Origin of the sequence: Microbacterium sp. CGR1 (assembly GCF_051062835.1) — a bacterium.
Classification (GTDB): domain Bacteria; phylum Actinomycetota; class Actinomycetes; order Actinomycetales; family Microbacteriaceae; genus Microbacterium.
In genome coordinates, this window is the sequence record NZ_JAOTPG010000001.1 from 383,402 (window position 1) to 397,306 (window position 13,905).

Annotated in this window: 12 protein-coding genes; 7 read left to right on the plus strand and 5 right to left on the minus strand. The window is 68.5% G+C overall.

The features are described from left to right. Nucleotides 1-26: 26 nt before the first annotated feature. Both OD997_RS01830 and OD997_RS01835 read left to right on the plus strand, forming a co-directional pair. Nucleotides 27-695 (plus strand): FAD-binding oxidoreductase, encoded by a 669-nt coding sequence (locus tag OD997_RS01830; protein ID WP_434330107.1) that lies wholly within the window; start codon nt 27-29, stop codon nt 693-695. Then, a complete protein-coding gene (locus OD997_RS01835; protein WP_434330108.1) occupies nt 695-1,378 on the plus strand; it encodes a hypothetical protein in 684 nt (227 codons plus the stop codon). The genes OD997_RS01830 and OD997_RS01835 overlap by 1 nt, the downstream gene beginning before the upstream one ends. Before the next feature lie 47 nt (nt 1,379-1,425). Here OD997_RS01835 and OD997_RS01840 read toward each other — a convergent pair whose 3' ends face one another. Then, nucleotides 1,426-2,124, minus strand: coding sequence for a response regulator (locus OD997_RS01840; RefSeq protein ID WP_434330109.1), 699 nt, complete (start codon nt 2,122-2,124; stop codon nt 1,426-1,428). Next, nucleotides 2,121-3,401: an ATP-binding protein gene (locus OD997_RS01845; protein WP_434330110.1), complete on the minus strand. Its 1,281-nt coding sequence runs from the start codon at nt 3,399-3,401 to the stop codon at nt 2,121-2,123. Before OD997_RS01845 ends, OD997_RS01840 begins: the two co-directional genes overlap by 4 nt. 160 nt (nt 3,402-3,561) lie before the next feature. On the opposite strand from OD997_RS01845, the gene OD997_RS01850 reads away from it, so the two are divergent. Next, the gene (locus OD997_RS01850; RefSeq protein ID WP_434330111.1) at nt 3,562-5,001 is read left to right on the plus strand and encodes a cation:dicarboxylate symporter family transporter; all 1,440 of its coding nucleotides are present in this window, start codon (nt 3,562-3,564) and stop codon (nt 4,999-5,001) included. A 60-nt stretch (nt 5,002-5,061) separates the two neighbouring features. Here OD997_RS01850 and OD997_RS01855 read toward each other — a convergent pair whose 3' ends face one another. Together OD997_RS01855 and OD997_RS01860 are read right to left on the minus strand one after the other, a co-directional pair. Further along, nucleotides 5,062-5,238, minus strand: coding sequence for a DUF5302 domain-containing protein (locus OD997_RS01855; RefSeq protein WP_431073123.1), 177 nt, complete (start codon nt 5,236-5,238; stop codon nt 5,062-5,064). Nucleotides 5,239-5,278: 40 nt separating this feature from the next. Next, the gene (locus tag OD997_RS01860; protein WP_434330112.1) at nt 5,279-5,848 is read right to left on the minus strand and encodes a DedA family protein; all 570 of its coding nucleotides are present in this window, start codon (nt 5,846-5,848) and stop codon (nt 5,279-5,281) included. Between the two features lie 154 nt (nt 5,849-6,002). On the opposite strand from OD997_RS01860, the gene OD997_RS01865 reads away from it, so the two are divergent. After that, nucleotides 6,003-7,928 (plus strand): GDSL-type esterase/lipase family protein, encoded by a 1,926-nt coding sequence (locus OD997_RS01865; protein ID WP_434330113.1) that lies wholly within the window; start codon nt 6,003-6,005, stop codon nt 7,926-7,928. Between the two features lie 54 nt (nt 7,929-7,982). Here OD997_RS01865 and OD997_RS01870 read toward each other — a convergent pair whose 3' ends face one another. Next, nucleotides 7,983-9,293 carry a UDP-glucose dehydrogenase family protein gene (locus OD997_RS01870; protein WP_434330114.1) on the minus strand — a complete coding sequence of 437 codons (1,311 nt, stop codon included), beginning with the start codon at nt 9,291-9,293 and terminating at the stop codon, nt 7,983-7,985. A 363-nt stretch (nt 9,294-9,656) separates the two neighbouring features. Here OD997_RS01870 and OD997_RS01875 point away from each other — a divergent pair, with 363 nt between their 5' ends. The 3 genes from OD997_RS01875 (at nt 9,657) to OD997_RS01885 (ending at nt 13,862) form a co-directional block, all read left to right on the plus strand. Further along, on the plus strand, nt 9,657-11,933 hold the full coding sequence (locus OD997_RS01875; protein ID WP_434330115.1) for a polyribonucleotide nucleotidyltransferase: 2,277 nt from the start codon (nt 9,657-9,659) through the stop codon (nt 11,931-11,933). Between the two features lie 217 nt (nt 11,934-12,150). Next, nucleotides 12,151-13,179 (plus strand): aldo/keto reductase, encoded by a 1,029-nt coding sequence (locus OD997_RS01880; protein WP_434330116.1) that lies wholly within the window; start codon nt 12,151-12,153, stop codon nt 13,177-13,179. 80 nt (nt 13,180-13,259) lie between these two features. Further along, entirely contained in the window at nt 13,260-13,862 is a 603-nt protein-coding gene (locus OD997_RS01885; RefSeq protein WP_434330117.1) for a histidine phosphatase family protein, read from the plus strand. Nucleotides 13,863-13,905 lie beyond the last annotated feature (43 nt).

Below are 13,905 nucleotides of genomic sequence, written 5' to 3' on the forward strand. Positions count from 1 at the left end.
TCCGAGGGGCGTCGTACGGTGACCTCATGGCCCTTCGTTCTGTGCTCGAATCCGCGCGGGATGCCCTGAGCGGCTCCCTCATCCTCCCCGGCGACGATTCCTTCGACATGGCTCGCCGTCCGTGGAACCTGGCGATCGACCAGCATCCGGCCGGCGTTGCCGCACCGGCCGATCTGCGCGACCTGCGCACGCTTCTCGACGCAGCGCGCGACGGAGGCGTGACGCTCGCGGTGCAGCCCACCGGGCACGGTGCCGGCGGAGACCTGGCAGGGGCCGTCATCCTCCGGATGTCCGCCTTCGACGAGCTGTCGCTCGATCTCGGTTCCGGCGTCGTCCGGGTCGGCAGCGGAGTTCGCTGGGGTGCCGTCGTCGAGGCTCTCGAAGGAACCGGCTGGGTGGCTCCTGCCGGCACGAGCCCGGTCGTCGCCGTCGCGGGGTACACCCTGGGCGGCGGCCATTCCTGGTTCAGCCGCACGGCGGGCCTCGGGTCCGACAACCTCAGGGCCGCGTGGGTGCTGCGAAGCGACGGGGCCCACGAGCGGGTCGACGACGAGAGCGACCCCGAGCTGATGTGGGCGCTTCGCGGAGCGGGCGGCGTCGTCGGAATCGTGACGGCCCTCGAGATCGACCTGGTTCCCGCGCCGACGCTATGGGGCACCGAGCTCACCTTCGAGCCGCAGACGCCGGTGAGGTGATGCGGGCCGTACGAGACCTGTCCGCAGTGGCCCCGGCATCGCTCAACGTGTTCGTGAACTCGATGCGCATGCCCGACGCGCCGCAGCTTCCCGAGGAGATCCGTGGGCGCAGCTTCCTCACCGTGCAGGCGCTGTCCACGGTCGGAGCCGCTGACGAGATGATCGAACGGGTTCGGCGAGCCGGCACGGTTCGTCGTGAGGTGTCGGGGACCACGTCGCCGAAGACCGTCGCCGCGTCCAGTGGTGAGCCGACAGAACCGACGCCGGGCAAGGGCGTGTCTGCTGCGCTCTCGTCGCTCGACGACGCGACGATCGACGATCTCTTCCGCTTCCGCGCACTGCCGGAGCAGTGGCCGATCATGGGCATCGACATCCGGATGCTGGGTGGCGCGCTGGATGAACCACGACGAGCGGGGTTCGCGACACTTCAGGGCGTCGGCTGGCTGCTCCATGCGCTGGTGCCCGTCTTCCCCGGGGTGCCGAGCGAACCGGGAGATGCGAGCATGGCGGGTTTCCGCGGGGTCGTGGCGTCCGCGCTCGCCTCGCACACGGTCCCGACGTTCCTCGGGCCTGGCGAGATTCTCGAGCGCTGCGGTGATCCGGCGGCGATCGATCGCCTGCGAACCGTCAGGGCTGCGGTCGATCCTGACTCGCTGATCCACGAGGGCCGGCTCCCGCGCTGACAGCGGGACGAATGCGGAAGCCAGAGCCCGCGTCTTGCGCGCCGGGGTCAGTCGTCTCCGCTCGCCCGTCGGATCCAGCGATACTCCGTCTCGGGGCGCCCTCTCGAGCCGTAGCGGGCGCTGCGGCCGATGATCCCGGAGTCGGCGAGATGCTCCAGGTACCTCCGCACGGACACTCGTGACATCCCGAGCCGCACAGCCGCCTCGCTCGCCGACACAGCGGCTCCGGAGGAACGCAGCTCGGCGGTCACCTTCTGCAGTGTCGTGGCCGACAGTCCCTTGGGAATCGGGATCGTCCCGGTCGTGCGTCCGAGAAGCGCATCGATCTCCGCCTGGGTCGCCTCGCCGGCCGTCGACCGGGCCTGCTCCCGATACGTGCGGTATGCCGTGAGGCGCTCGTGGAACACGGCGAAGGGGAACGGCTTGACGAGGTACTGGTAGACCCCGAGAGCCGCCATCTGCCTGACGGTGTCCGCGTCGCGCACCCCGGTGATCGCGATCACATCCACGGCCGCGGCTCGCGAGCGGAGACCGCGGAGCACATCGATGCCCGAGCCGTCCGGCATCGTGATGTCGAGAAGGACGAGGTCGAAGGGCTCGTCGTGCGGCTGCTCGAGCACGGCGGTGAGCGCGGCCCGGGCGCCGGTGCACTCCCCACCGACGAAGAACCCGTCGATCCTCTCGAGGTACGAGCGATGGAGTTCGAGCGTCAGAGCGTCGTCATCGACGATCAGGGTGCGGATCATGCGCTCCTGCGTCCTCTCGCCGGCGGAAGGACGACGGTGAACGTGGTCGGGTGAGCGGAGAGCTCGACTGTGCCGCCTGCGCCGACCACCACCGCTCGGACGAGGGCGAGTCCCACTCCGCGTCCCTGGGCGCCTGCGGGCTTCGTCGAGAAGCCGTGGGCGAAGACGCGCTCGCGCAGCTCCGAGGGTATGCCGTCTCCGCCGTCGGACACCTCGAGGACGATTCCGCTCTCTTTCGAGGGTTGCAGCGAGACCTCCACCCAGCGCTCGGCGCCGGTGGCGGCGGCATCCATGGCGTTGTCGATGAGGTTGCCGAGCACAGCGACGCTGTCGACGGGGGAGAGGGGAGAGGCGGGTGTGTCCGGGTCGATGCGGACCCGCCAGTCGATCCCGCGCTCCTTGGCCTGCGATGCCTTGCCGAGAAGCAGAGCACCGACGGCCGGGTCGCCGGCCTGTCGTGCGGTGACCTGATCGACGAGCGATTGGCTTTGGCGCGAGGTTTCGGTGAGGATCTCGATCGCCTCGTCGCTGCGCCCCAGCTCGAGAAGCGCGACCGCCGTGTGCATGCGGTTCCCGTGCTCGTGCGTCTGAGCGCGCAGCGCATCGCCCAGGGTGCGCAGCGACTCGTACGACGACACGGCGTCCCTGATCTGTCCGGGTGGCAGATCCCCTGCGATGCCGCGTGTGAACCGACGAGCCACCCATGCGCCGAGTGCGCCGAGAGCCACGAGCCCTACCGTGATGCCGATCGAGAGCGGCAGCCGACGCACGAGGGTCTCGGAGATCGATTCGATCGTCACCCCGGATGACACCCAGCCGAGCAGCTCGCCGCCTGATGCGATCACCGGCACGATGGTCCTCACCGACGGGCCCAGGGTGCCGGTGAAGACTTCTGTGAGTGTGCGCGGCGAGTCGGGGATGGTGCCGAGGTACTCCCCACCGATCTGATCGAGGTCGGGGTGCGTGAGGCGCGTGCCGTCGGGCGTCATGATCGTCACGAAGTCGAGGCCGGCGTCCGCGATGACATCGAGCGCATAGGGCTCGAGAGTGCGGGTCGCGTCCGCCTGATCGTCCGCGGCGAGAGCCTCGACGACGAGGGGAGACGATGCGAGCGTCACCGCTGTCGCCGCCGTGACCCGCTCCGCTTCCGCATGCGTGGCGCGCTGCGCATCCACGACGAGGAAGACCGCCACGAGGGCTCCGACCACGACCGCGGCCGCCAGGAGCACCAGGAAGACCCGGGAAGCGGTGCTCCTCGTATCGCGCGCGTGTCTCATCGCGTCCTTCCGATCGTCGGTGATCGCGGAGTCCGGATATCGGTGGTGACCAATACGACCACAAATGGTGCTGCCGGGGGAAGTCCGCGACGGTGAGCTTACCGAAGGCGAGGACGCCGGCGGGCATGAGACGAAGACGTTCATGATCAAGGAGGAAAACATGGCCATCACCACAGGGTTCTCGCTTCCCGGATTCCATTGGCGGCGCGGCAAGCAGGCCTGGGATCGGCACACCTGGCTGTACGTGTCGGTGATCATCGCCGTCGTGCTCGGGGCGGCGGTCGGCCTGATCTGGCCGGAGGTCGGGCAGAGTCTCGAGCCGATCGGCAAGGGCTTCGTGTCGCTGATCAAGATGATGATCGCGCCGATCATCTTCTGCACGATCGTGGTGGGCGTCGGCTCGATCGCGAAGGCGGCGACCGTCGGCAAGATCGGCGGCCTGGCGCTGCTCTACTTCATGGTCATGTCCACGTTCGCTCTCGCGATCGGACTGGTCGTCGGCAACATCATCCACCCGGGTGCAGGTCTCGACATGGCGAACTCGAGCTACGACGCGACCGATGCCGAGGCGAAGACCACGACCGAGTTCATCCTCGGGATCATCCCGACGACCTTCTTCTCGGCCTTCACGGGTGAGAGCGTCCTGCAGGTGCTGTTCATCGCCCTGCTCGTGGGCTTCGCCCTCCAGGGACTCGGTGAGAAGGGCGCCCCGATCATGGAGGCGGTCAAGAACCTCCAGAAGCTGGTGTTCCGCATCCTCGGCATGATCCTGTGGCTCGCCCCCCTCGGTGCATTCGGCGCCATCGCGGCAGTCGTGGGCAAGACGGGCATCGCGGCGATCTGGAGCCTCGGGGTGCTCATGATCGCGTTCTACATCACCTGCTTCCTGTTCATCGTCGTGGTGCTCGGGACGCTGCTGTTCGCCGTCACCCGGGTGAACATCTTCAGCCTGGTGAAGTACCTGGCCCGCGAGTACCTGCTCATCGTCGGCACCTCGTCGTCGGAGTCCGCTCTGCCGCGCCTCATCGCGAAGATGGAGCACATCGGCGTCTCGAAGCCGGTCGTCGGCATCACCGTGCCGACCGGCTACTCGTTCAACCTCGACGGCACCGCGATCTACCTGACCATGGCGTCGCTCTTCATCGCCACCGGAATGGGGCAGCCGATGTCGATCGGCGAGCAGATCGGACTGCTGGTGTTCATGATCATCGCGAGCAAGGGAGCCGCCGGCGTCACAGGTGCGGGACTCGCGACACTCGCAGGTGGACTGCAGGCCTACCGTCCCGATCTGGTCGACGGTGTCGGCGTGATCGTGGGCATCGACCGGTTCATGTCCGAGGGGCGAGCGCTCACCAACTTCACCGGCAACGCGGTCGCCACGCTTCTGATCGGCACGTGGACCCGGCAGATCGATCGCGATCGGGTGCAGCAGGTGCTGAGCGGCGCGATCCCCTTCGAGGAGTCGCAGCTCGACGGGGTCGACGAGCACGGGATGGCAGATGAGCGGAAGGCCGTCGACGTCCAGGGCCTGAAGGATTCCGCCCTCGATGAGATGGCAGCGAAAGAAGAGCGGGCCCGGAACCGCGCGTCGCAGGTCTGAGCACCGGGCGGAGAAGAAGGATGCGGGAGTCGGCTGCTGCCGGCTCCCGCATCCGTATGGTCAACCGCTCTTGCGTCGGAACTCGCGCCGCGTCTGCGGGGCGGGCGCGCCGTGGACGGCGGAGTCGCCATCCAGGTGGGCCTCGCCCTGCCGGTGGTGCGCGTTCTTCTTCTCGAGCGCTTCCTTGAACTTGCGCTTCATGTCCTCGTTGGAGGAGGCGCCTTCTTCGGTGCTCATGATCGCCAGCCTAGGGCACGCCTCTGATGGGTGGGGAGGATTACCGCCGTGCTCTGCGGGAGACGAGGTCGATCACCGCACCCAGACCGAGTGCGACCGCCACGGACACCCCGACCGCCACCACCGGGCCTCCGGGGACGAGAGCGGCGACGACGGCCCCCACGAAGGCCTGATAGGCCGCCCATCCGAATGCCGCCACGGTCACCAGACACAGATACCGACCGGGATGTATGCGCGAGGCGCCGGCGACGAGGTTGATGGCCAGACGCGCGAATGGAACGAAGCGGGCCGTGAAGAGCACGGTGGCCGTTCCGCCGTCGAGTCGGTGTCGCGCCCAGGTGAGAGCCTGACGTACGCGAGGCGCCCGCATCCACTGCCAGCGTTCCGTCCCGACCGTGCGACCGATCAGATAGCAGGCGGCGTCTCCTGCCGCGGCCGCGACCCCGGCACAGACGATCACCATCCACAGTGGTGGCACCCCCGAAGATGAGGACACCGCCCCGAGAGCGGTGACCGCGATCTCCCCTGGTACGACGACGAAGAACGAATCTCCGAGGACCAGCAGGCTCATGACGGCGAGGGCCCAGGGGCCGGCGAGCAGATCGGGCACGGCTCCAGAGTGCTCGGCGCAGGTGAACGGGAACCAACGTCCGGATAGCCGGTGACGCGCGATCCAGCATCCGGTGAACTTCTGGTGCTCCGAGGGGTTTCGGGCGGTCGGCGCCCGTCGTCGACGACATCCTGGACTTGTGAGAGTCGCGATCGTGACAGAGTCCTTCCTTCCGCACATGAACGGTGTCACCGGATCCGTCCTGCAGATCCTGAAGCACCTCGAGCGCACGGGCCATGAGGCGCATGTGATCGCGCCGGATGCCGTCGGCATGCCCACCGAGATCGACAGTGCGGTCATCGAGCCCATCCCGAGTGTCGCCCTCCCCGGGTACCGCAACGTGCGGGTGGGTACCTCGTCGGCCCACCGCATCGCCGCATCACTCCGTCGCTTCCAGCCCGACGTCGTGCACCTCGCCTCGCCCTTCGCGCTGGGCTGGCGGGGAGCGCTCGCCGCAGAGCGTCTCGACATCGCCGCGGTCGCCGCGTACCAGACCGACGTCGCCGCGTACACCGAGAGATACCGGGTGCCGGTGACGACGGGTGTCGCGCATGCGCACATCGCCAGGCTCCACCGTCGCTCGACCCTGTCGCTCGCGCCGTCGGCCGACTCCGCGCAGCGCCTCGCCTCCCTCGGAGTCGATCGGGTGCGTCGGTGGGGCAGAGGTGTGGACTCCGAACGGTTCCAGCCCTCTCGCCGCAGTGACGAGCTGCGAGCGCAGTGGGGTGGCGATGTCGTCATCGGATACGTCGGCCGGCTCGCACCCGAGAAGCAGGTCGAGGACCTCGCCGTGCTGCAGAGCATCCCCGGGGCCAGACTCGTGATCGTCGGGGACGGGCCCAGCCGGTCGAAGCTCGAGGCCGTGATGCCCGAAGCCCTCTTCCTCGGCCATCTCGAAGGAGAAGCGCTCGCCGCAGCGACCGCATCGTTCGACGTGTTCGTGCACCCGGGGGAGAGCGAGACATTCGGTCAGACCCTGCAGGAGGCCCACGCGAGCGGCGTCCCCGTCGTCGCCACCGGACGTGGCGGCCCCCTGGATCTCGTGCGGATGGGAATCGACGGATGGCTGTACCGCCCTGGTGACCTGATGGACCTGCGGATGAGGGTCGCCGACCTGGCCGGAGACGGGCGCAAGCGCCGGGCGTTCGGTGAGGCGGGACACCAGGCAGTCCAGGGGCGAAGCTGGTCGAGCGTGTGCGACCAGCTGCTCGGCCACTTCGACGAGGCACGGACGCTCCGCGCCGTGGATTCGGGTCTCCGCGCGCGTCGCCTGACCCGCCCCGAGATCGCTGCTCCCGTCGACACGCGTCGCTGGCACCGCTACGTCGCGATGGGCGATTCCCTCACCGAAGGGCTGTGCGACCCGGCGCCGGACGGGGCCCTGCGCGGATGGGCGGACCGCCTCGCACTGCTGCTCGCCGCTCGCGGTGGACTGCACTACGCGAACCTCGCGATCAGATCGAAGCGGGTCCGGGACGTCTGCGAGATCCAGCTCCCGCGAGCCCTCGAGCTCGAACCGGACCTCGTGTCGATCCTCATCGGCGCGAACGACCTGGTGAAGCCGACCGTCGACGTGCCCGCGCTCGCCGCAGAGGTCGAGGGCGCGGTGCGGCGACTCCGCAGCATCGGAGCGGATGTCGTGCTGGTCACGCCGTTCCTCCCTCGCCGACGGGCGGCGGGGATCTACTCCCGCCGGTTCGCGGCCTTCGCGACGGCGCTCGCGGGCGTCGCCACCCGTACGGGCGCGATCCTCATCGACACCGACCTGCATCCCTCCCTTCCCGACCGACCGAACTGGGGGGAGGACCTCGTGCATCTCAGCAGTCGCGGTCACCGCTTCCTCGCCTACCGGGCGGGCGAGATGTTGGCCGTCCCGCACGCGGACACTCTCGGCGCTCTCGATGCCGCACTGCACGAGAACGAGCCGATCGGTGCCGGTCTGTGGTGGCGGCGACACGCACTGCCGTGGGTCTGGCGTCGGATGCACGGTCGTGCCGCGGGCGATGGGCGCAGCGCGAAGCACGACGACTACGTGTACCTGGGGCGGTCGACCTCGCGACGCGGGGTGCGGGTGAGCTGACGCGCCCGGGCTCGACGCGCCCGGCGGCTCAGGCGACTGAGCGATGGGGCTCGATCAGCGGCGTCCCATGCCGCGGTAGGTCCAGCCGGCCCCACGCCAGGCGGCGGCGTCGAGGCAGTTCCGGCCGTCGACGATGACCCGGCCGGCGACGAGCGACCCGGCGTGCTCGGGAGTCATCTCGCGGCGGTAGAGGTCCCACTCGGTGACGATCACCACGGCGTCCGCGTCGCGGAGCGCGTCGTCGCGTTCGGTCGCGTAGCCGAGCTGGGGGTGGGCCGCTCTGGCGTTGTCGAGAGCGGCGGGGTCGGTGACGACCACGTCCGCGCCGAGACCGCGCAACCGCACTGCGACGTCGAGAGCGGGGGAGTCGCGGATGTCGTCGCTGAACGGCTTGAACGCGGCGCCGAGCACCGCGATCCGGCGTCCGAACACCAGACCGCCGAGGGCGTCGACGACGAGCTCCACGGCTCTCTCGCGTCGCCGGAGGTTGATCGAGTCGACCTCGCGGAGGAACCCCACGGCCTCTCCGCGTCCGAGCTCCTCGGCGCGGGCGGCGAAGGCGCGGATGTCCTTGGGGAGGCAGCCTCCGCCGAACCCGATGCCCGAGCCCAGATACCGGCGCCCGATGCGGGTGTCGTGTCCGAGGGCGTCCGCGAGGAGGGTGACGTCAGCCCCTGAGGCTTCGGCAATCTCGGCCATGGCGTTGATGAACGAGATCTTGGTGGCGAGGTAGGCGTTTGCGGCGCCCTTCACCAGCTCGGCCGTCGCCAGATCCGTCACGAGGAACGGTGTGCCGGCCGCCACCGCGGGGCGATAGGCGTCCCGCAGCGCATCCGCGGCACGTTCGCCGTCGCTCCCGGACGGCACACCCACCACGAGGCGGTCGGGCGAGATCGTGTCGTGCACCGCCCATCCCTCGCGGAGGAACTCGGGGTTCCACACCAAGGTCGCACCGGCGTCGGCGACAGCCGCGCTCAGCCGCTCGGCCGTCCCCACGGGCACCGTCGACTTGCCGGCGACCACGTCTCCTGGGCGCAGGTGGGGGAGCAGCGCGGCCACAGCAGCGTCGACGAACCGCAGATCCGCGGCATGTCCGCCCGCGATCTGCGGGGTGCCGACGGCGACGAAGTGGATCGCCGCACCGCTCGCATCCGATATCTCGGTGCTGAATCGCAATCGACCTGAGGTGAGGCCTTCCTGCAGGAGCTCAGCGAGCTGCGGCTCGAAGAACGGCGCGGTGCCGCTCGACAGCGCCGCGACTTTCTGTGCGTCGACGTCGATCCCGACGACGTCGTGTCCGATCGAGGCCATCGCTGCGGCGTGCACGGCACCGAGGTACCCGCATCCGATCACTGACATGCGCATGGTGCCAGGACAGCGGATGCTCCTCACGAGCCGGCATCCGGTCGGTGAACGACGCGTGGACGACGCGTGTCCGAACATTCGGATCGCACGGTCGCGGGGGTTTCCGGGGTGCCGCTGGTACGCTGGACGAGGTCGACGTCTGTCGGCCGCACAACTTCATATCGACTCATGGAGCGATCGGCGGAGAGCTGGTCCCCTGTGGTGGGTTCCTCGGCGCGTCGTCGGGTGGCTTTCTACTGGTGGCCAGCGCAGGTGACATTCGCGGGATTGCCCGCGCGCCCGTATCCGGCTGCATCCGCTCCTTCATGAACACGCTCGCGCGTCATACGGATTCGCGAGTCTAAACAAAGAAGGAGAGACCTCTTGGAAGGTCCTGAAATCACCGCCACCGAGGCCGTTCTCGACAACGGCCGCTTCGGCACCCGCACCATCCGCTTCGAGACCGGCCGCCTCGCGCAGCAGGCTCAGGGCGCAGTCGCCGCCTACCTCGACGGCGAGACCATGCTCCTCTCGGCCACGAGCGCAGGCAAGCACCCGCGCGAGGGCTTCGACTTCTTCCCGCTGACGGTCGACGTCGAAGAGCGTTCGTACGCGGCAGGCAAGATCCCCGGCTCGTTCTTCCGTCGTGAGGGCCGTCCCTCGACCGAGGCGATCCTCGTCTGCCGTCTGATCGACCGTCCGCTGCGTCCGTCGTTCGTCGACGGCCTGCGCAACGAGGTCCAGATCGTCATCACCGTGCTCTCGATCGCTCCTGGCGAGTTCTACGACGCTCTCGCGATCAACGCGGCCTCCGCGTCGACGCAGATCTCGGGTCTTCCGTTCTCGGGCCCGGTCGCCGGTGTGCGCCTCGCGTTCATCCCCGGTCAGGGCGAGCACGCCGACCAGTGGGTCGCGTTCCCGACCGCCGAGCAGGTCAGCGAGGCCGTGTTCGATCTGATCGTCGCCGGTCGTGTCGTCACCAAGTCCGACGGAACCGAAGACGTCGCGATCATGATGGTCGAGGCTGAGGCCACCGAGGGCAGCTGGAACCTGATCAAGGCCGGCGCCACGAAGCCCGACGAGGCCGTCGTCGCGCAGGGTCTCGAAGCATCGAAGCCCTTCATCGCGCAGCTCGTCAAGGCTCAGGCCGAGCTCGCAGCCACCGCTGCGAAGGAGCCGGGCGTGTACCCGGTGTTCCCGCCGTACTCCAGCGAGGTCTACGACTTCGTGGCCGAGCGCTCCTACGACGACCTGGTGAACGTCTACCAGATCGCCGACAAGCTGGAGCGCCAGGGCAAGGACGACGAGGTCAAGGACCGCGTCAAGGCGCAGCTCATCGAAGTGGTCGAGGCCGGCAACCTGCCCGCCGGAGCCCCGCTCGAGTTCTCCGCGGCGTACAAGTCGGTCACGAAGAAGATCGTCCGCGGCCGCATCCTCACGGAGAGCGTGCGCATGGACGGCCGTGGTCTGGCGGACATCCGTCCGCTCGACGCCGAGGTGCAGGTCATCCCGCGCGTCCACGGCTCGGCGATCTTCCAGCGCGGCGAGACCCAGATCATGGGTATCACCACGCTGAACATGCTCAAGATGGAGCAGCAGATCGACTCGCTGTCGCCCACGACGAGCAAGCGCTACATGCACCACTACAACTTCCCGCCCTACTCGACCGGTGAGACCGGCCGGGTCGGTTCGCCGAAGCGTCGCGAGATCGGGCACGGCTTCCTCGCCGAGCGCGCACTCGTGCCGGTGCTGCCGAGCCGCGAGGAGTTCCCCTACGCGATCCGTCAGGTCTCCGAGGCGCTGAGCTCCAACGGCTCGACGTCGATGGGCTCCGTCTGCGCGTCGACCCTGTCGCTCCTGAACGCGGGTGTGCCGCTGCGCGCAGCCGTCGCCGGTATCGCGATGGGTCTCGTCTCCGACGAGGTCAACGGTGAGACGCGCTACGCCGCACTCACCGACATCCTCGGTGCCGAGGACGCCCTCGGCGACATGGACTTCAAGGTCGCCGGTACCAGCGAGTTCGTCACGGCGATCCAGCTCGACACGAAGCTCGACGGCATCCCGTCGTCAGTGCTCGCAGGCGCGCTGACCCAGGCACGCGACGCGCGTCTGACGATCCTCAACGTCCTGAACGCCGCGATCGACGCTCCTGACGAGATGGCGCCGACCGCGCCTCGCGTCATCAGCGTGCAGATCCCGGTTGACAAGATCGGTGAGCTGATCGGCCCGAAGGGCAAGACGATCAACGCGATCCAGGACGAGACCGGTGCGCAGATCTCCATCGAGGAGGACGGCACGGTCTACATCGGCGCGACCGACGGCCCCTCGGCCGAGGCCGCCCGCGCCCAGGTCAACGCGATCGCGAACCCGACCAACCCCGAGGTGGGCGAGCAGTTCCTCGGAACCGTCGTCAAGATCGCGACGTTCGGCGCGTTCGTCTCCCTGCTCCCGGGCAAGGACGGCCTGCTGCACGTCACCGAGGTGCGCAAGCTCGCCGGTGGCAAGCGCGTCGAGAACGTCGACGACGTGCTCTCCGTCGGTCAGAAGATCCTCGTGAAGATCACGAAGATCGACGACCGCGGCAAGCTGTCGCTCGAGCCCGTGCTCGACGACGCTCCCGCAGCGGACGCCGCTCCTGCTGAAGAGGCCGCAGCCGAGTAATCGGAGCGCTTCGACACGACGCCCGGGTTCGTCCTCACGGACGGCCCGGGCGTCGTCGTATCCGATGTGACCAAACCGTTATGGGAAGTTCTTGCGCCGTTCCCCGGATTGGTCGGCGAGTTCGCGGATGTCGCTTACTCTCGAAGTACGCACCGGGGGGTGCAATTACAGGCAGTGACGCAGGTCGGTACGCACCGACTGACGCGGGGGTGAGGATATGCGGTTGTTCAGCGTAGGCGCAGGCACGTCGCCCGAACGCGCGCAGCAGGGCGCGGCAGAGCACCCGTCCGCACCCATCCCGATCGTCGGACCCGGAATAGGGGAGAGCATCCGCGTCCCACTCGGCGAGACCGGCCTCGACACGTTCCCCCTCATGCTCGGCGCGGCGGAGTTCGGCTGGAACGTCGATCTCGAGACGAGCCACGGGATCCTCGACCGCTACGTGGAATTCGGCGGCAACGCGATCCACACGGCCGACGGTTTCTCCGGTGGACGCAGCGAGCACATCATCGGCCAGTGGCTGCAGTCGCGCGGACAGCGCGAGCGCTCGGTACTCAGCGTGAGGATCGGCGCGCACGCCGACAACCCCGGTCTCGGATCCGTCAACCTGGTGCGCGCGGTCGAAGGCTCGCTCACACGGCTGGGAGTCGAACGCATCGACGTGCTGTACCTCGACGCGACCCTCGACAAGACCACGAACCTCGAAGACACGCTCGCGACCGTCGAGTGGATGGTCGATGCGGGCAAGATCGGCGCTCTCGGAGCGTTCGGATTCGCTCCGGAGCGACTCGTCGAGGCGCGCATCCTCGCCTCCGCCGGGTACCCGCGCATCGAGGTCATCGATTCCCCGTACAACCTCATCCGCCGCCAGCCGTTCGAAGGTGATCTGCGACTCGTGGCAGGTGCGCAGAGCCTCGCCGTCACGCCGTCCCACGCCCTCGAGCACGGATTCCTCTCCGGCAGGCACCGCAGCAAGGCTCTGACGTCGCGAGGGGTGCGTGGCGAGCAGCTCCGCGGTCATCTCAATCGTCGAGGGACCAAGATCCTCCGCGCGCTCGACCAGGTGGCCACCGAGCTCGAGGTGCCGGTGGCTGCCGTCTCGATCGCCTGGTTGCTCGCGCAGCGCACGATCGCCGCACCGATCGTCAACGCGTTCGCGACCGATCATGTCGACGAGCTCATGCAGGGCGCGGGCGTCACGCTCTCGCGCACACAGGTCGCCGAACTCACTCGCGCCGGCAACTGAGCGTCATAACGCCCCTGTCACAGACCTGGCATAGGGTGGAGTGAATCCCGGCAAGCGCTGTCGATGAAGCGAGCGAGTTTGTGACGCATTACATATATCTGGTCCGACATGGTGAACATCAGGACGCCGAGCACGGTCTCGCCGACGGGCCCCTGTCGCCACGGGGCCAGCGCCAGGCCGAGCTGATCGCAGACCGCCTCTCCGGCCTGCCCCTCGATGCCGTGTGGCATTCGCCCCTGCTGCGTGCGAACGAGACGGCGCGCGCGATCGCCGCCCGACTCCCGTCGGTCGACCCCGCGCCGACCGCTCTGCTGTTCGACTGCGTTCCCACCGGCATGACCGAGGAGACGCCTGCAGCCTACGAGCCGTTCTTCGGCTCGATCACCGAGGCAGAGCTCGATGCAGGCCGAGCCCAGATGTTCGACGCCGTCAACGAGTTCCTCGTGCGCAAGCCGGGTGACGTGCACGAGGTGCTCATCACGCACAACTTCGTGATCTCGTGGTTCGTACGTGAGGTGCTCGGAGCACCCGAATGGCGATGGATGACTCTCAACCAGGCGCATTGCGGGCTGACCGTCATCGCGCAGAAGCAGGGACGTCCCTGGACTCTGCTCACGCACAACGACACCGGGCATCTCCCGGTCGAGCTCAGAACGGGCATCCCCGACGCCATGCCGGTCTGATCGGGCGGTGCCCGGCCCGCCGCAAGGGCCGAGGCGCACCTGC

Bases quoted from the DNA above. Each gene is read 5' to 3' on its own strand.
- OD997_RS01830 (WP_434330107.1), top strand. From the start codon at position 27: ATGGCCCTTCGTTCTGTGCTCGAATCCGCGCGGGATGCCCTGAGCGGC.
- OD997_RS01835 (WP_434330108.1), top strand. From the start codon at position 695: ATGCGGGCCGTACGAGACCTGTCCGCAGTGGCCCCGGCATCGCTCAAC.
- OD997_RS01840 (WP_434330109.1), bottom strand. From the start codon at position 2,124: ATGATCCGCACCCTGATCGTCGATGACGACGCTCTGACGCTCGAACTC.
- OD997_RS01845 (WP_434330110.1), bottom strand. From the start codon at position 3,401: ATGAGACACGCGCGCGATACGAGGAGCACCGCTTCCCGGGTCTTCCTG.
- OD997_RS01850 (WP_434330111.1), top strand. From the start codon at position 3,562: ATGGCCATCACCACAGGGTTCTCGCTTCCCGGATTCCATTGGCGGCGC.
- OD997_RS01855 (WP_431073123.1), bottom strand. From the start codon at position 5,238: ATGAGCACCGAAGAAGGCGCCTCCTCCAACGAGGACATGAAGCGCAAG.
- OD997_RS01870 (WP_434330114.1), bottom strand. From the start codon at position 9,293: ATGCGCATGTCAGTGATCGGATGCGGGTACCTCGGTGCCGTGCACGCC.
- OD997_RS01880 (WP_434330116.1), top strand. From the start codon at position 12,151: ATGCGGTTGTTCAGCGTAGGCGCAGGCACGTCGCCCGAACGCGCGCAG.